Source organism: Thorsellia anophelis DSM 18579, from assembly GCF_900111395.1.
Classification (GTDB): Bacteria; Pseudomonadota; Gammaproteobacteria; order Enterobacterales; family Thorselliaceae; genus Thorsellia; species Thorsellia anophelis.
In genome coordinates this window covers 192975-211661 of record NZ_FOHV01000003.1, presented here as the reverse complement: position 1 = coordinate 211661, position 18687 = coordinate 192975, and the positions used below count along the sequence as shown (strand labels likewise).

Here is an 18687-nt window from a genome sequence, read left to right as displayed (position 1 = left end):
ATATCAAATAATCTTGTTTTAATCTTAAAAAATGATATGTTTTTATATATAATTTTAGCAATTGATTAGTTAAAACATATCAAGAGAGGTGTTTCAATATGAGTTATGTAATTGAAGAGATATTAGAAAGTCTTCGAGAAGCGCGTATCCGTAAAGGTTATAGTCAGAGAGAATTGAGCGCACGCACTGGTATTCCTCAAAGTCATATCTCTAAAATTGAGTCTGGAAGTGTTGATGTCAGGGTGTCTAGTTTAATTGTTATCGCACGAGTGCTCGACACTGAGTTATTTCTCATACCTAAAAAGCTTGTGCCTGCACTAACATCAATTGTTAGAAGTCATAGTGATACTGAATATGACAATAGACAGATCTCTCCAGCTTACACGTTAGATGAGCATTTAGATGACTAACAAAGTGACGACATTGAACATTTTGCTCCATGGAGAGCCCGTCGCATTGATTACAAATGTGGGCGGTGATAGAACGTTATTTACGTTTATGGATTCTTACATTAATAATGAATCAAGACCTATACTAGGGTTAAATTTTAAAGATCCTTTTGGTGGGCTTTTAGCTCACTTTAACCCTACACAAACTCAATTAATGCCATTTTTTTCCAATCTATTGCCTGAAGACACATTGCGCAGCTATTTAGCTAATCGAGCAGGGGTCAATTTACAGCAAGAATTTTTTCTTTTGTGGGTACTAGGGCAGGATCTTCCTGGTGCAATTACAGTTGAATCTGCTGATGGAGAGGCACTCCCTTCAGGTGTTTTTCCCAAAAATCAAGAAACATTGAAACATGATGCACCTATGCGCTTTTCATTAGCTGGAGTACAGTTAAAATTTTCAGCTATCCAGTTTCCAAAGGGAGGGTTAACCATTCCAGCTACAGGTCAAGGGGGATCATGGATTGTGAAATTACCCTCATCTCGCTTTGATTTAGTGCCTGAAAATGAATATTCAATGATGAAATTAGCCCAACTGCTGGGAATGGATGTGCCTGAAATTCAACTGCTGCCAATCAATCAGATTGATAATATACCAAAAGGAATCGGGATATATGGGGGGAATGCTTTTGTTATTAAACGCTTTGATCGTGATGATGGCAAAGCGATACATATTGAAGATTTTGCGCAAGTTTTTGGTGTATACCCAAAAGATAAATATAAAAAAGCCAGTATGCGCAATATTGGGCAGGTCATAGGTATAGAAGGCCAAAATAGAGATATTGAGGAATTTATTCGCAGGCTAGTGTTTAATACGCTAATTGGTAATGCGGATATGCATTTGAAAAATTGGTCAATTATACACAAAGATGCCCGTACAGCCTCTATTGCACCCGCTTATGACTTTGTGTCGACCGTTGCCTATATAGATGATGACAGCGCTTCGTTAACAGTTAGCCGCAGTAAAAAATTTAGTGATTTTACCTTTGATGAGCTATCACATTTAGCTGTTAAAGCGAAACTGCCAGAAAAATTAGTATTAGAGACAGCTGAGCAGACTGTGGCAGGATTTTATGAAATATGGCAGAAAGAAAAATCTCACTTACCGCTTGCTCAGTCAATAGTAAAAGCAATTGATAAGCACTTACGAAGTGTCCCTTTACGTTAAACTTTTATCAGACTACTGATGATGTGCTTAAATATTTAAGAGCGCTTGTATTCAAGTATGTCAATATGAATCCTAACTCGTTATGTGAAATCTCACAGTTTTAAGTATTTGTTTGAAATAGTATTCATTACCTATAATTCTTTTCTGTTTGCATGATATTAAGATGTTTTTAATTGAACATAATGTATTAAACAGTCGAGTGCTACTAATTTAGACTCTATTGTATTGCATCAATTAGGTGAATTTAATCGGTGTGCTGAGCATGGGGTTCAGTTAATTTGCTTAAGGATGGGGGGACGTCAAACTTAATTTTTCTTGAGGTCATCTATGTTAGGGCGTTTTTAACTTAAGAGTTTCAGTAGGTGATATTAGCTCGTTTCTTATAAGAAGTTCACACAAGAAACGAGCTAATTTGGTTTAGGTAATCTATTTTAGATTGCCTTATTAATTAATCATTATTCTTCATAGAGATGATCAAAAGGCGATGGGTCATTATCATCTATTAACCAGCAATTTGCTTTATCAGTAATCGACATTTTCAAAGTATCTGGATCTAATGAACAAGAAGATGAATTGTATTTAACATTCGCTTCAGCAAATTTAAGATAGGCAGGATCGTTTGCATCAAAGGCCTGTGCAATGATTTGGTCTATCTCCTTACCAACACCACTTCTAAGGCTGAGTGCAGCGATAAGGTTGTCCTTTGTTAAGGCTTCTAATTCACTTCCTGTAAAAGCGAAAATGGTCTCTCCTTTACCAACGCCACCAGCAGGCGCACTGATGATTCCTTTATTCGTTGTGGTAGCGTCTGTAGTTATCTCAATGATTGTACCTACAGGGTAAAGTTTATCAGCAGTCCAAGTTAAGAAACTTTCGTTTGTGGCCGCTAATGTATCACGGTCACTGATTGTAATGGATTGACCTTGTGGTGTAACTTTTAAAAGCATGAAAGAGAATCCGTCAGCTGGCGCACCATATGTAATCCCTGACAGGAATTGGATATCCCCTTTTTGAAAAAATGCTTCACCTGATTCAGAGGCCATCGGTGCGGTCAAAAAACTAACAGGCGCGGGGTCGATTATCTCATCTCCCGCGCGATTAAATGCAAAATCAGGCTCTACAGTTAAGGTATATCTTGTGACAGGAGAAAGAGGGGTGTTTGATAGATCAATTGTAATTATTGAGTTATCTAAAGTAACTGACTTATCCGTTGCGTTTATTTCTATAACGGAATTATCTGTTTCATTTTTAAGTACTATTTTACCTGTCCCTAAACGAATAGTTTGGTTAAAGGTAATTTTAACCATACCATTGATTGGGAAATTAGCTACCGAATTATTAGGATATAAGGCTAATATGGATGCTTGATAAGTTTCTGCTGTTGTTTTAAATCCTAAGCTATCTTCAGCTAATAATGAAGACATAGCCATATCAGTTGTGCTATCAATGAAGGTCCCTTTAGGGTAACTTATCGTGTATTTTGTGTCTGGCATAAGTGAATTTGGCGGGTTAAGTTTTACTGTATCATCTTCAATCAACACTTGAGAAGAATTTGTCACATCAAGCATGATGGTTTCTGATTCACTTTTGATTTCAATCATGCCAGTTCCCGCTTTAATTTCATTTTCAAACGAGAGATATAAATGGCTATCCACACCAACAGACTCATTTCCAAGTGTAGGAGTCATAACCCATAATTGGGATTTACCTGTGACACCATCTCCATTTTCAGCGGTAATATAAAGTGTTAAATTTTCATCCATTGTCACGCCTTCTAACTGAGCGTGAGGGGCTTGGGACGGATCAGGCGAAAGCTCTAAATAACGTTCGCTTGATTTGATACCTTCAGGGCTAATTTTAATCAATGCTCCAGAAGCTTCACTTAGCACCAATAAATCATTTCTATCTTTTGAACCTTCTGGAAGAATATTCCCTAGAGCGTAGATATCACCAATATCTTTAATTCTGCCTTGATTTTCTAGGTGGAGTTTATTTAGGTCAAATAAGTTCTCAGAATCTACAGTTTCTGGGCCACCATTACTGATTTCTTTTGTTTCAAAATTTAGACTAGTCTTAAATAACCCAAATGTTTCTCTAACAAAATAGTAATGATTATCAACAGGGTTATAAGATACACCTTCAATGCCATCATTACCAACTGTTGTACCTATTTTTAACTCTTGTAAATCTCTTCTAACTAAATTTGCATTTGGGTTATAGGTTACCTTATGAGCAACTCTTTCTCGTTCATCAGTATAGACAAACTCGTTATTACCAATATAAGCAATTCCTTCATTATCATGTTTGCTTAAAAATTGAGGGAGCGGCATTGAATCAATCGTTTTACCATCTAATCCAATTTGTACAATTGACGTACCACTATCTCCTACCACAAATAACGTCTTGCTGTCTTTATTATAGGTCACAGCAGAGACTTCAGCTGCTAATAAATTGGTTGAGTCTGTACCAATTTCTAAATCATATTGGCCCGTTTTGGTGTAATTTTCTAAATCGAAACTATTGCCTTTGGCAACAAAGCTTAAATTAGGGATCTCTTTAGGTGTTTCATCTGCAGGTTGAATTTCTTGATTAATATTGCCTAAATTTTTAAATGGTTTGCCTGAAAGATTCAAAATCGCATCAGGGGTGAAGCTAATTGAATAAGTTGTGTTTGGATTGAGTTCAATTGAACGAATAATAAATACGTTCCCGTCTACTTCTACGGCATCATCTTGTATATCAATTGTAATGACACCTGTATCTGAGACCGCAAAAGGACTAATGGCATATTGGGCTTTCATTAATCCAGCCGGTGTGAGTGTGACACTCCCTGCCTTACCTTTAACGACGGGTTGATTAAATTCTATTGCGAGTTTTGTAATACCACCTTCATCTGATATGAGCGCTGATGTCACTGCAATTTCTTGGGTGTTAGGTGTTGTTATCTCTGGTGTGGAGGTTGTTTCACTGTCATTGCTATCACAGGCGGCAATTAGGAAAGACGACAGAATTAAAACAATCAATTTTTTATCAAATTTTTTCATAAAAATTCCTATATACAATTCATGCTTCATATTTATATTTTAGGGTATTTGGTTAGTTTTCTAACACGCCTGAAAAGTGTAGTGTTCTTACATGACAAATAAATGTCGTTTATATGAAGAATTTAAATTTATTTATAATATATTGATAAAAATGGATTTAATTCTTATTTATTTTGTTAAGCCATTGACAGTATGCATTCATATTAGTGCTATATAGATGAGAACATAAGATTATTTGAAGGTTATCACTAAATTATTAGTTAGGGCAGTTAGTCTAGGCATAAAGGTAAGCGCATGCATTAAAATAATGTGAATTTTTCGGAAATTTTGGATTATTTAATGGTTAAACGTAATGTTTGCTGGGTAATGTCATTATTTTAAACCTTGAGGATGGCATTTTTCCCTGCAAAACTAAATGATATCCGCTATTATATGCCATCAGTTGTGCTGATTTAATTGACTATGTCTTATAAAATATGAAATAGTTGAGATTTAGATACCTAATCGGTGACAAGATAATTGATTTTTCTATGTTTGATATAATCATTTATGCACATTAGCATATTGCTTACAATGAAGACTTAACCATTTTGAGAGAATCATGAAACAAGCCTTTTTTTATCTACTCAACGAACTCTCACCTAGTTTTGATGAGTCTGAACTCGTCTTTGAGCAAACACAAACACTTAATCTTACACAGCGAGATAGACTTGGGTGCTGGTTAGCGGCGCGTTATTATCAGACAAATAAAAGAGTCTTGCTTGTATGTGAAAATCAAAAACATGCAGAAAGGTTAGATGAATGGTTGTGGCAGCTAGATCCAGATAGGTTTATTGCGCATAATCTAGCAGGAGAAGGGCCCAAAATTGGTGCACCTATTGAGCTGTGTTGGCCAGAAAGACGTTCAAATATTCAGCGGGACATTATGATACATCTTGCAACGCCATTTGTTGATTTTGCGCCGATTTTTAAATCAATTATCGATTTTGTTCCAGCAATTGAACAGGAAAAGATTGCTGCAAGAGAGCGATATAAACAGTACCGAGAAATTGGGTATCAACTTAAGACAGGTACTGTACCTGAAACATTTTTAAATGAGCAAAAATAAGCCAACTTACTTAGATTGACTTACTTAGGTTAACTTACTTAGAACAACTCAGTTAGGCTGGTTGCTAATTGCTATTTTATAGAGTATTTACTTTAACTTTAACCGGATAAGATTATGGATAAAACGTATAACCCAAAAGAAATTGAACAATCACTATATGAAACATGGGAGAAAGCAGGCTATTTTGCACCGCATGGTGATACGAGTAAGGAAAGTTATTGCATTATGATCCCGCCGCCTAATGTAACAGGTAGCTTGCATATGGGACATGCATTTCAACAAACTATCATGGATATTTTAACCCGTTATCAGCGTATGCAAGGCAAAAATACCTTATGGCAAGTCGGAACTGATCATGCTGGTATTGCAACTCAAATGGTTGTTGAGCGTAAAATTGGCGCAGAAGAAGGCAAGACTCGCCATGATTATGGACGTGATGCCTTTATCGATAAGATTTGGGAGTGGAAAGCAGAGTCAGGTGGTACGATTACAGAGCAAATGCGCAGAATGGGTAATTCAGTGGATTGGTCGCGTGAACGTTTTACTATGGATGAAGGGCTATCTAATGCAGTTAAGGAAGTCTTTGTTCGTCTGCATGAAGATGGGTTAATTTATCGTGGTAAGCGCCTGGTTAACTGGGATCCTAAATTACGTACCGCTATTTCTGATCTTGAAGTGGAAAACCGTGAATCAAAAGGATCGCTTTGGCATTTGCGTTATCCGTTAGCGGACGGTGCGAAAACTGAGGATGGTTTGGATTATATTGTTGTGGCAACAACCAGGCCAGAGACGTTTATTGGTGATACGGGTGTTGCAGTTAATCCAGACGATCCAAGATATAAACATTTAATCGGACAATGTGTACTTTTGCCATTTGTGAACCGTAAAATTCCAATTGTAGCCGATGAACATGCCGATATGACTAAGGGAACTGGCTGCGTTAAAATTACGCCTGCTCACGATTTTAATGACTATGAAGTAGGTAAAAGGCATCAGCTTCCTATGATCAATATGCTGACGCTTGATGGTGATGTTCGAGATATTGCCGAGGTATTTGATACGCATGGTGAAGTATCAAAAGTGTACAGCGGTGAAATTCCAAGCCATCTACAGGGACTTGAGCGCTTTGCTGCCCGTAAAGTGATTGTTGCCGATTTTGAGGCGGCAGGTTTACTTGCTGAAATTAAACCCCATGATTTGGTTATCCCTTATGGCGACAGAGGCGGAGTCGTGATTGAACCTATGTTAACTGACCAGTGGTATGTTCGTACTGCACCATTAGCTAAAGTGGCCGTAGAGGCGGTTGAAAGCGGCCAAATTAACTTTGTGCCAAAACAGTATGAAAATATGTATTACGCTTGGATGCGTGAAGTGCAAGATTGGTGTATTTCACGTCAACTATGGTGGGGACATAGAATTCCTGCTTGGTATGATAATTCAGGTAAAGTCTATGTAGGACGTAATGAAGAGGAAGTGAGATTAAAGCACAAGCTTGATGAGAATATAGCATTGCGTCAGGATGAAGATGTGCTTGATACTTGGTTTTCTTCCGCGCTTTGGACATTTTCAACATTAGGCTGGCCAGAGAATACGGATGCATTAAAACAATTTCACCCAACTAGCGTGTTAGTCAGTGGCTTTGATATCATTTTCTTTTGGATAGCCAGAATGATAATGATGACCATGCATTTTGTGAAAGATGAAAACAACACGCCGCAAGTGCCTTTTAATACAATCTATATCCATGGTTTAATCCGCGATGATGAAGGGCAAAAAATGTCTAAATCAAAAGGTAATGTGATAGACCCATTAGATATGATTGATGGTATCAGTTTAGAAGAGCTGTTAGAAAAACGTACTGGCAATATGATGCAGCCTCAATTAGCGGAAAAAATTCGAAAAAGAACCATCAAACAATTCCCTAATGGCATAGAGCCGCATGGTACAGATGCGCTTAGATTCACGTTAGCGGCATTAGCCTCTACAGGGCGTGATATTAATTGGGATATGAAACGTCTAGAGGGGTATCGTAACTTCTGTAATAAACTCTGGAATGCTAGCCGGTTTGTTTTGATGAATGCAGAGGATAAAGATTGCGGCCAAGGTTTAAGCCAAGCACAAATCAAGGCGTTGCCTTATTCACTAGCTGATAGATGGATTAGAAGTGCCTTTAATGATACGGTTAAGCAAGTCCGTGAAGCTTTAGATACTTATCGTTTTGATATGGCAGCAACTCAAATTTATGAGTTTACATGGAATCAATTGTGCGATTGGTATTTGGAATTAACCAAACCTGTATTTGCTCAAGGAACAGAACAAGAGCAATTAGCGGCTCGCTATACTTTAATCGATGTATTAGAAAAACTCTTAAGACTGGCTCATCCTGTCATCCCATTCATGACTGAAACGATTTGGCACCGAGTGAAAGTATTAAAAGGAATCGATGAACCTACCCTAATGTTAGCGGCTTATCCAGACTTTATCGAATCAGACGAAGATACAATCGCTGTGACGGACATTGAGTGGATCAAAGAGGCCATTATTTCCATTCGTAATATTCGGGCTGAGAAAAATATTAAACCGAGTCTACCATTGGAATTGTTAGTGAGAACTAAAGATAGTGAGGTAGTTAGGAGAATAAATGACAATAGTTCGTTTATTAATAAGCTTGCTAATTTATCAGCAATTCGCCTTTTAGAGGAAAAAGAGCAGGCACCTATCAGTGTTGCTAAGTTGGTTGGTAATAGCGAAATCTTGATCCCAATGGCTGATTTTATCGATAAAGCCGTTGAGCTAGCTCGTTTGGATAAAGAAATTGATAAACTTTCTCTTGAAAAAAATACGATAGAACAAAAACTGAGCAATGAAGGGTTTGTTCAACGAGCACCAGAACAAGTGGTGGCTAAAGAGCGTGAGAGATTAGTGCAACTTGATGATGGGATAGTTAAGTTGAAACAACAAAAAGAGACCATCGCGTCTTTATAATCTGATGAGCATTAAACTAGAATTAGAACGATTTAATCGGCAGTTCTAGTTTAATCATAAAAAAGCAAAGGCACGAGATTAAGGTATGATATAGATGGCTAAAAGTGTAAAACGCGCTTTTGTGTGTAATGACTGTGGCGCTGATTATCCAAGATGGCAAGGGCAATGCAGCGCCTGTAATAGCTGGAATTGTATTACGGAAGTCCGTCTTGCATCCACTCAATCAAGCCACACCAATAGAGTTGGGTATGCAGGATTAGATGGTGCAAGCAAAGTTCAAAAACTGTCAGAGATTTCACTCGAGGCACTACCAAGATTTTCTACTGGATTTATTGAATTTGATAGGGTATTAGGGGGCGGAGTAGTACCCGGTAGCGCGATTTTAATTGGCGGGAACCCAGGTGCTGGTAAAAGTACACTCTTGTTGCAAACCTTAGTTAAGCTCGCAACAAGGATGAAAACGCTTTACGTTACGGGTGAAGAATCCTTGCAGCAAGTTGCTATGCGTGCTAAGCGACTCAATTTGCCCACTGATAATTTATACATGCTATCAGAAACCAGTATTGAGCAAATTTGTTTGTTTGCTGAACAAGAAAATCCTGCCTTGATGGTCATTGATTCTATACAAGTGATGCATATGGCTGAGATTCAGTCTTCACCTGGGAGTGTTGCTCAAGTCCGAGAGACGGCTGCATTTTTAACCCGTTTTGCAAAAACAAGAGGGGTTGCTATCATAATGGTTGGACATGTTACAAAAGATGGCTCTTTAGCAGGACCAAAGGTATTAGAGCATTGTATTGACTGTTCAATTTTACTTGATGGCGAAGGTGATTCAAGATTTAGAACCTTAAGAAGTCATAAAAACCGATTTGGTGCAGTCAATGAGCTTGGTGTTTTTGCTATGACAGAGCAGGGGTTAAGAGAGGTTAGTAATCCTTCAGCGATATTTTTAAGTCGCGGTGAAGAATTGACTTCCGGTAGCTCAGTTATGGTAGTTTGGGAAGGAACAAGGCCTCTTTTAGTCGAAATTCAGGCTTTAGTCGATCATTCTCTCATGGGAAATCCAAGACGTGTGGCTGTGGGCTTAGAGCAAAATCGATTAGCGATACTTTTAGCTGTACTTCATAGACATGGTGGACTATTGATGGCTGATCAAGATGTGTTTGTTAATGTGGTTGGAGGGGTTAAAGTAACAGAAACGAGTGCTGATTTAGCGTTATTGTTATCATTGGTCTCAAGTTTTAGAGATAAACCTCTTCCAAGAGATTTAGTTGTGTTTGGTGAAGTTGGGTTAGCGGGTGAAATCAGACCAGTTCCAAGTGGACAAGAGCGTATTACTGAAGCTGCAAAACATGGATTTAAAAGAGCAATTGTGCCTTTTGGCAATATGCCTAAAAAGTCACCTGACAACATGCAGGTCTTTGGAGTCAAAAAATTAGCCGATGCGCTTGAAATTTTCCATGATCTTTAATGCCTTTAACACAATAATAAAACACCGATTAATCAAATCTAGCTTTAGTTAGTTTTTTAATCGGTATTTTATAATGCGTTAAGTGAGGCGATTATTAATGGCGTTAGAACGCCTTATTTTGATAAGTAAGCATCAATCGCAGCTTTTGCATCAGCAATCGATTTGGTTTTAACTTCATCACCATAACCCATTCCCTCAGCACTGATGAAATTGATTTCTTCGATTCCAATAAAACCTAACACTTGTTTTAAATAAGCTATCGAAGAGTGCGTTTCACCATAAATACCGCCGTTAGCTTTTAATACAAGCGCTTCTTTAACACCAGATAAACCAATAGGGCCAGACTCAGTATATCTGAAGGTTTGACCAGCGCGGCAAATCAAGTCGATATAATTTTTAAGATGTGTTGAAATATTGAAGTTATAAATAGCAACGCCCAATACTAAGACATCTTGGTCTTTTAGTTGTGCGATAAGTGCATCTGAAGTCGCCTGAACAGATTTTTGACGATCAGTAAGAACTGTCCCTTCTGCAGGTGCAAGCATGCCAACTAATTCGCCATCTAAAAAGGGCAAATTATCTACTGCTAGGTCGCGTACTGTAATGACGTCGTTTGGATGTGATTTTTTCCACTGTTCAACCGCATAATCAACTAAATGACTTGATTGAGAGTAACCACCTAATATACTCGATTTAAGAAAAAGTACTTTACGCATATAAACTCCTTTTTGTGAATGCAGACCCAATGTCAACATTAGTTCGATAAGAGTAAAATGAGATGATATGCAATCATAGTTGAAAAATTAGGTGGGATTGTTCGAAATTTTTGCATTAGGCAGCAAGTCCACCTAATGCAAATCATATTTACCAAGTGATTAAGCAATAATGTTTTTTACCACGGCGCATTAGTGCGTAACGGCCAAATTGTTTATCCGTTTCTATAAACTGATACTCAGCATCAGACAGTTTATTTCCATTTAGAGTAACCGCATTTGAATTGATAAGGGTTCTTGCTTGTCCTCTAGAAGGAGCAAAACCAGCCTTGACTAATGCTTGCTGAAGATCATCTTCTGCTGTTAACTCTACCTTAGGCATGCCATCTTGTGCCAGCTGAACAAAATCTGCTTCAGTTAGGGATTGGATATCGCCAGAAAATAAAGACTCAGTAATACGTTTAGCAGCTGCTAAACCAGATTCACCATGAACTAATTGTGTCACTGTATCAGCTAAAATGTATTGTGCTTGTGGGGCGCGACCACTATTTTTATCTGTTTCTTCAATTGCTTGAATTTCATCAAGAGGAATAAACGTGAAAAATTTAAGAAAACGATAAACATCAGCATCAGCAGTATTGATCCAAAATTGGTAAAATGCGTAAGGGCTGGTTTTACTTGAGTCAAGCCATACTGCACCACTTTCTGTTTTACCAAATTTTGTCCCATCAGATTTAGTGATAAGGGGTACTGTCAACCCAAATACTTGTTTTTGATGCATGCGGCGGGTTAAATCAATCCCTGAGGTAATATTGCCCCATTGATCAGATCCCCCAATTTGCAACGTGACATTATGCTCACCACATAAATTGGCAAAGTCATAAGACTGTAATAAGTTATAAGAAAACTCAGTAAATGAAATACCACTATCATCTCGATTAAGACGCTGTTTAACAGCTTCCTTGTTTATCATTTGATTGACAGAAAAATGTTTACCCACATCTCTTAAGAAACCAAGTACATCCATGTCACCAAACCAATCATAGTTATTAGCAACAATTGCACTATTTTGGCCACAATCAAAGTCTAAAAAAGGAGAGACTTGGGCTTTAATTTTATCACTCCACTCTTTGACGGTATCAGCCGTATTCAGTTTACGCTCAGCAGCTTTAAAACTAGGATCGCCAATCATCCCTGTCGCGCCGCCTACTAAGGCAACAGGTTTGTGCCCAGAATCTTGAAAGCGTTTTAAGCATAAAAGGGGGACTAAATGGCCAAGGTGAAGACTATCGGCAGTTGGATCAAAACCGCAATAAAGAGAGATAGCGCCTGCATTTAAATGCTCTTCTAATGCACTTTCATCGGTGACTTGTGCAATAAGTCCGCGCTCTCGCAATTGTTGTATAAGAGAATGAGTTGACATGGATTTTCCTCTGTGAAATTCAAAATGTGTTTATATTTAATATGGTCTTAATGAGACTTTTTGGTTGATTTTAGCATAAAAAAAGGCCGCATACAGATGCATGCAGGCCTGTTAAATAGATTCTTGAGTTAGTCAGCTGACTAGCTTAGATTTATTTTCTTATTTAGCTTTGCCTTGGTTTGCAACTGCCGCAGCTTTAGCTGCGATTTCATCTGCATTACCAAGATAATAACTTTTAATGACATTCATGTTGCTGTCAAATTCATAGACTAGTGGAGAGGCTGTTGGAATATTAAGTTCTAAAATAGCTTCTTCACTCATATTGTCTAAATGTTTGATAAGAGCACGTAAAGAATTACCGTGAGCTGCAATCACAACACGTTCGCCACGAGCGATGCGAGGTTTGATATTCTCATTCCAGTAAGGCACAACACGCTCAATTGTAGTTGCAAGACTTTCTGTTAATGGGATTTGCGATTCACTTAATCCTGCATAACGAGGATCTTTACCAGCATAACGCTCGTCATCTTTGGTTAATTCTGGCGGAGTAATAGCAAAGCCACGACGCCATGCTAATACTTGGTCATCACCATATTTAGCAGCAGTTTCAGATTTATCTAAGCCTTGTAACGCACCATAGTGACGTTCATTTAATTTCCAAGATTTTTCAACAGGAAGCCAAGCTTGATCGACGCCATCTAGTACTTTCCAAAGAGTATGGATAGCACGTTTTAAAACAGATGTATAAGCAAAGTCAAATTGAAAGCCTTCACTTGCAAGTAATTCTCCTGCAGCGCGCGCTTCTTGTGTTCCTTTTTCTGATAAATCGACATCAGTCCAACCAGTAAAACGATTTTCACTATTCCAAAGGCTTTCACCGTGGCGGATTAGAACGAGTTTAGTTACAGACATGATTTTCTCCTTTATAAGATAAAAATAAAAAATAATTCGTCTAGTTTAGCATGATAATTGAGCTTAAAAAACAGCTAAGAATTAGACATTCCAAGATTATAACGCAAACCTTTCTATTTTAGGTATAAGAAAGACAAAATAATTGATTTAACCAATCAGAAATTTAATCAGAAGCACCAAAAAAGAGCACAATTGATAGCATCCCAGCAGCAATTAGCGGCCCAACAGCAACTCCACGGAAAAATGCAACGCCAAGAACGGTACCAATTAGTAAACCTGTGATTAATTTAGGTTGATAAGTCATCAAATTTACACCTCTGCCTCCAAGCCACGAAACAAGAGCACCAACTGCAACAGCAGCGAGTAATCTCCAATCGAGTATATTTGTAAAAAATTTGCTTGTATCAATCTTACCACTTACCATAGGTGCGAGTACCGATATAGTTAACATAGTGATGCTAATCGTTAATCCATATTTTTCTATCCAAGGTAGGGCAGGTTTAATTGGCGTGTAACGAATTAACAATAAAACAACGACAGCAATCACGAGTGTGTGATTTTGGCTAAATAAGCCTAGTAAAATAAAGACAAGTAATAACATTAGGTTTGCATCTAGCCATGGGAACATTATAATCTATCCTTTAAGTAAGCAGGCTTAGTTCTTATTTGTTTTGCTTGATTGTAGCAGTGTTAAATACAAACGATAAGATAATTATTTAAGTCATTTAATAATTATCAAAATAAGGAATACATTTAACTGATTTAAAACTCTAGTTTTATTCGATAGAGTTTATTTGCTGCGCTTTTATCTCGAGCTTCTACGTGGGGTGTCAGCCCTAGTATGATGAATGTAAATTAGTTTATATAATGATTTAAATGACTTATTACTATGTTACTATCTAAATTGTGATAGTCTAAACTAAAAACTGTAGATAAAATTGATAAGGATGAGCAATGTCTTCTAATACTGTTGTCGAAGTGACCGATGATAATTATGAACAAATCGCTGTGATAGATAAAAAATATGTTGTGTTAGATTTTTGGGCTCAATGGTGTGCACCTTGTATTACGATGAGTGTGATTTTAGATGAACTAGCAGAGCATTATGGAAATAAAGTTATCATAGGTAAGGTGAATATTGATGATAACCCAGAAGTACCTATGAAATTCGGTGTGAGGAGTATTCCAACTTTAATAATATTAAAAGCAGGTAATGTGATAGCAACAAAAGTAGGTCCTTTAACTAAATCTGAAGTGATGGCTTTCATTGATTCAACTATCTAATTTTTAGTAATGAAAAAGTGAAGATTGATTCAAATAATAACTCAGGTTTATCTAAGAAATCTATACATCTATTCAGGCTGGTGCCTTTATCTTAACTAATACGGTTTAATTTGAATTGTATCAGATTTCTTAAGGTTGCTATTTATTTGACCATAAATAAGAATAATTGTTGTTTTTTTCATAGAATTTCTTTAGAATCTTGATCATTAGGTCTTCAACTGTAAATACTCGTCGGAAAATATTCATCGAATCCTTTCTAAATTGTGCAATAGGTCTCTGTATGCATAAATTCAAATTGTCAGCTGTCATGGCATTTTTCAATTTTATCCGAATCGCAGTAATAGCAGTTCTTTTAACTCAAAACATTAAAGACATAACATTTAAGAATACAAAATGAATTTACTAACTCGTGAAATAAATTTGTGCAAACAAGTTGTTTTTCATCCTCCTTTCGTTCAACTAACTAACAATCAATCAACTTATACTATAGAAATCACTTTATGAATTTAACTGAATTAAATCAAACACCTGTAGCTGATCTTGTCAAGCTCGGTGAAAAAATGGGGCTAGAAAATTTAGCTCGTTTACGTAAACAAGATATTATCTTTGCAATTTTAAAGCAGCATGCAAAAAGTGGTGAAGATATTTTAGGTAATGGTGTTCTGGAAATTTTAGCTGATGGATTTGGCTTTTTAAGATCAAATGACAGTTCATATCTTGCCGGACCAGATGATATCTATGTTTCACCAAGTCAAATACGTCGTTTTAATTTACAAACTGGGGATACAATATCTGGTAAAATACGCCCACCAAAAGAAGGTGAACGATATTTTGCGCTACTTAAAGTAAATGAAGTTAACTTTGATAAACCAGAAAACTCCCGCAATAAGATACTCTTCGAAAATCTAACCCCATTACATGCAAATTCAAGAATGCCTATGGAAAGAGGTAATGGTTCTACTGAAGATATTACCGCAAGGGTTCTAGATTTGGCTGCGCCAATTGGTAAAGGACAGCGTGGACTAATCGTTGCACCGCCAAAAGCGGGTAAAACCATGCTACTTCAAAATATAGCCCAAAGTATCGCTCATAATCATCCAGAATGTGTTTTAATCGTACTTCTAATTGATGAAAGACCTGAAGAGGTAACTGAGATGCAGCGCATGGTTAAAGGTGAGGTTATCGCTTCAACTTTTGATGAGCCAGCTAATAGGCATGTTCAGGTTGCTGAAATGGTGATAGAAAAAGCGAAACGCTTAGTTGAACATAAAAAAGATGTTGTGATTTTACTAGACTCGATTACTCGTTTAGCAAGAGCTTACAATACTGTAGTGCCATCATCAGGTAAAGTACTGACAGGCGGGGTTGATGCTCATGCTTTACATAGACCAAAACGTTTTTTTGGCGCGGCACGTAATGTTGAAGAAGGTGGTAGTTTAACCATTATTGCGACTGCTCTTGTAGATACAGGTTCTAAAATGGATGAAGTAATCTATGAAGAATTTAAAGGAACTGGTAATATGGAACTGCATTTATCGCGTAAAATTGCTGAGAAACGTGTTTTCCCTGCGATTGATTATAATCGTTCCGGTACTCGTAAAGAAGAGCTCTTAACAACGAATGATGAACTCCAAAAAATGTGGATTTTACGTAAAATTCTACATCCTATGGGTGAGATTGAGGCAATGGAATTTTTAATTAATAAACTTGCAATGACTAAAACTAACGATGACTTCTTTACAATGATGCGTCGTTCTTAAGTTATTTTAGTTACATGCATTTTATTCGGAGTGAACTGAGTGAATAATAAGTGTGTTAACTCAGTCACCTTGTCGGTTATTTAAGTGAGCGAAAACCTAATGTTTTTTGAGCTAATTGTTCTTTTTATATTTTCGCTGGCCTTTCTTTTTTTAGCACGTAAAGTTGCTAAAAAAATAGGTTTAGTCGATAAACCTAACTTTAGGAAAAAGCATCAAGGTGCGATCCCTTTAGTTGGGGGCATATCTGTTTTTGCTGGTATCATATTTTTATATTTGTATAGCACCCTTCTTAATACAATCCCCCATTTTAGTATTTACTTAAGTTTAGCTGGTTTGCTCGTGTTAGTAGGAGCTATTGATGATAGGTTTGATATCAGCGTAAAATTTAGGGCATCTATTCAAGCAGTTGTCGCAATTGTGATGATGTATTACGCTGGTATTTCTCTTGAAACATTTGGGAATGTGTTTGGTTTTTTTGAGTTTAAGTTAGGATATTTCGGGTATCTTATAACTCTACTTGCTGTTTGGGGTGCAATTAATGCTTTTAATATGGTTGATGGTATAGATGGCTTATTAGGCGGATTATCCTGCGTTACGTTTGCTGCTTTAGGTATTTTATTATATCAGGATGAACAATATGCTTTATCTTTATGGGCATTTGCTATGATAGCCGCGATATTACCGTATATTATGCTAAATTTAGGGTTACTTGGAAAGCGATATAAGGTTTTTATGGGAGACGCAGGTAGTACACTTATTGGTTTTACTGCTCTGTGGATGCTGTTAGTTAGTAGTCAGCCGCTAGGAATGCTTGAGCAGACTAACAATAAAGTAATTTACCCTGTGACAGCACTTTGGCTGATTGCAATCCCCTTAATGGATATGATAGCCATTATGTATAGGCGAATTAAAAAAGGCCTTAGTCCCTTTTCAGCAGATAGACAGCATATTCACCATTTAATTATGAGGGCTGGCTTCACTTCGAGACAAGCATTCGCATTAATTACATTAGCAGCAGCCGTGTTAGCTCTAATTGGGGTGCTAGGTGAAGAGTTAGCATTTGTTCCTGAATGGTTTATGCTGCTACTTTTTTTTGGTGCGTTTTTTATTTACGGTATCTGCATCAAAAGGGCATGGAAAGTAGCTAGGTACATCAAGAGGTTGAAACGTAGATTAGGCAAAAAACACAGTTAGCAATTTGTTAATTAATCGGTGTCGTATAATTCAATTCGTTAGGATGATATAGGTATGAATCAAACGCAAAACAATCAATCAGTGCAAAATATGCCTGTGGTGAGTGATGAATTAGATATTAAAAAATTATTCATGACACTCTGGTATGGTAAATGGATTATTATGGCCACTACAGTTCTTTTTGCTGTGGGCGTATATGCGCTTAGCTATTTTATCACTCCCGTTTGGACTGCAACTGCTATCACGATTAAACCAGGTTCTGAGGAGATTGGTAATTTTGCTGCAATTGAACAGAGTGTGAGTTCTTTGGATTTGAATAGTTCTCAAAAAGATATTGCACTGAGCGTAAATGATGTTATTTATCGCCAGTTTATTGAAACAGTTTCATCTTATGATTTTAAACGACAGTTTTGGATGACTTCGGATTATTATTTGAATAAGAGTAAGGATTTAAAAACGGAACATGAAAAAGCAGCGTTGTTAGAAAAATTCATACTAAATATACAATTTGTTGCTCAAGATGATAGAAAAGGTAATCAAGATACCCTATTACTTAAAGCTGAAACAGCACAAGAGTCTAGTAGTCTTCTGAAATTATATATTGATAAGGCAAATCAATCTGTTATCAATAAATTAACTAAACAGAATGATAATGTACGCAAAAGGTTAGTATCAAGTTTAGAATCATCTATTACCGATCTTACAATGTTTGCAGAAGATAAATTTAGGATTATATTCCAAAAAAGAAATAATGAATTATCTGATGCAGAATCAGAATATTTGCAATTATCGATTAAAGCAGATGCACGGGCTAATGAAATAGAACTGCTTAAAAGCAAAATAGCAGACATTAACGCGCAAATCCGTGAGCTAGCATACAAGGGGCCGGAATTTGATGTGCGATTAGATGAATATAAGTTAAAATTAAACGAACTAGAAAAATTACCAGAAATAAGTCAATTTAATCAGGCGTTTCGTTTTTTACGAACGCCTTATGAACCTATCACTCCAGATAGTCCTAGACGTGTCTTTTGGGCATTTTTAGCAGCTTTATTTGGTGGTTTTGTTGGTGTGTGTATAGCTCTTATCAGAGGCCCAAAAGTCAATCCAATGTGAAACATATAAGTTATTATGTTTTAAAATATTAATATTATTTTTACCAACCTTAAATGGTTG

Annotated in this window: 14 protein-coding genes; 9 read left to right on the top strand and 5 right to left on the bottom strand. The window is 36.9% G+C overall.

Annotated elements, in window-relative coordinates:
• Window positions 1-98 precede the first annotated feature (98 nt).
• Both BMW37_RS02995 and BMW37_RS02990 read left to right on the top strand, forming a co-directional pair.
• Window positions 99-410: a helix-turn-helix domain-containing protein gene (locus BMW37_RS02995; protein WP_093317693.1), complete on the top strand. Its 312-nt coding sequence runs from the start codon at window positions 99-101 to the stop codon at window positions 408-410.
• On the top strand, window positions 403-1617 hold the full coding sequence (locus BMW37_RS02990) for a type II toxin-antitoxin system HipA family toxin (protein WP_093317691.1): 1215 nt from the start codon (window positions 403-405) through the stop codon (window positions 1615-1617). Before BMW37_RS02995 ends, BMW37_RS02990 begins: the two co-directional genes overlap by 8 nt.
• Window positions 1618-2072: 455 nt before the next feature.
• Here the strand turns inward: BMW37_RS02990 and BMW37_RS02985 are convergent, their stop codons facing one another.
• Window positions 2073-4661, bottom strand: coding sequence for an SdiA-regulated domain-containing protein (locus tag BMW37_RS02985; protein ID WP_177168559.1), 2589 nt, complete (start codon window positions 4659-4661; stop codon window positions 2073-2075).
• A gap of 601 nt (window positions 4662-5262) precedes the next feature.
• Between BMW37_RS02985 and BMW37_RS02980 the strand changes: the two genes are divergently transcribed.
• The 3 genes from BMW37_RS02980 to radA all read left to right on the top strand — a co-directional run bounded on the left by BMW37_RS02980 (window position 5263) and on the right by radA (window position 10225).
• On the top strand, window positions 5263-5769 hold the full coding sequence (locus BMW37_RS02980) for a DNA polymerase III subunit chi (protein WP_093317688.1): 507 nt from the start codon (window positions 5263-5265) through the stop codon (window positions 5767-5769).
• Between the two features lie 114 nt (window positions 5770-5883).
• A complete protein-coding gene (locus tag BMW37_RS02975; protein WP_093317687.1) occupies window positions 5884-8754 on the top strand; it encodes a valine--tRNA ligase in 2871 nt (956 codons plus the stop codon).
• Window positions 8755-8848: 94 nt separating this feature from the next.
• Window positions 8849-10225, top strand: a complete 1377-nt coding sequence (gene radA / locus BMW37_RS02970) for a DNA repair protein RadA (RefSeq protein ID WP_093317685.1) — start codon at window positions 8849-8851, stop codon at window positions 10223-10225.
• 113 nt (window positions 10226-10338) lie between these two features.
• Here radA and BMW37_RS02965 read toward each other — a convergent pair whose 3' ends face one another.
• The 4 genes from BMW37_RS02965 to BMW37_RS02950 all read right to left on the bottom strand — a co-directional run bounded on the left by BMW37_RS02965 (window position 10339) and on the right by BMW37_RS02950 (window position 13901).
• The gene (locus BMW37_RS02965) at window positions 10339-10941 is read right to left on the bottom strand and encodes an NAD(P)H-dependent oxidoreductase (RefSeq protein WP_093317684.1); all 603 of its coding nucleotides are present in this window, start codon (window positions 10939-10941) and stop codon (window positions 10339-10341) included.
• 148 nt (window positions 10942-11089) lie between these two features.
• A complete protein-coding gene (tyrS, locus tag BMW37_RS02960) occupies window positions 11090-12361 on the bottom strand; it encodes a tyrosine--tRNA ligase (protein WP_093317682.1) in 1272 nt (423 codons plus the stop codon).
• A 159-nt stretch (window positions 12362-12520) separates the two neighbouring features.
• The gene (gene gpmA / locus BMW37_RS02955) at window positions 12521-13273 is read right to left on the bottom strand and encodes a 2,3-diphosphoglycerate-dependent phosphoglycerate mutase (RefSeq protein ID WP_093317681.1); all 753 of its coding nucleotides are present in this window, start codon (window positions 13271-13273) and stop codon (window positions 12521-12523) included.
• 163 nt (window positions 13274-13436) lie between these two features.
• A complete protein-coding gene (locus BMW37_RS02950; RefSeq protein WP_093317679.1) occupies window positions 13437-13901 on the bottom strand; it encodes a DUF441 domain-containing protein in 465 nt (154 codons plus the stop codon).
• Between the two features lie 326 nt (window positions 13902-14227).
• Here BMW37_RS02950 and trxA point away from each other — a divergent pair, with 326 nt between their 5' ends.
• The 4 genes from trxA to BMW37_RS02930 all read left to right on the top strand — a co-directional run bounded on the left by trxA (window position 14228) and on the right by BMW37_RS02930 (window position 18627).
• A complete protein-coding gene (trxA, locus tag BMW37_RS02945; RefSeq protein ID WP_093317677.1) occupies window positions 14228-14557 on the top strand; it encodes a thioredoxin in 330 nt (109 codons plus the stop codon).
• A gap of 500 nt (window positions 14558-15057) precedes the next feature.
• A complete protein-coding gene (gene rho / locus BMW37_RS02940) occupies window positions 15058-16317 on the top strand; it encodes a transcription termination factor Rho (RefSeq protein WP_093317674.1) in 1260 nt (419 codons plus the stop codon).
• A gap of 99 nt (window positions 16318-16416) precedes the next feature.
• Entirely contained in the window at window positions 16417-17511 is a 1095-nt protein-coding gene (wecA, locus tag BMW37_RS02935) for a UDP-N-acetylglucosamine--undecaprenyl-phosphate N-acetylglucosaminephosphotransferase (RefSeq protein ID WP_093317672.1), read from the top strand.
• A gap of 54 nt (window positions 17512-17565) precedes the next feature.
• Window positions 17566-18627: an LPS O-antigen chain length determinant protein WzzB gene (locus tag BMW37_RS02930; RefSeq protein WP_093317671.1), complete on the top strand. Its 1062-nt coding sequence runs from the start codon at window positions 17566-17568 to the stop codon at window positions 18625-18627.
• The last annotated feature ends 60 nt before the right edge of the window (window positions 18628-18687 follow it).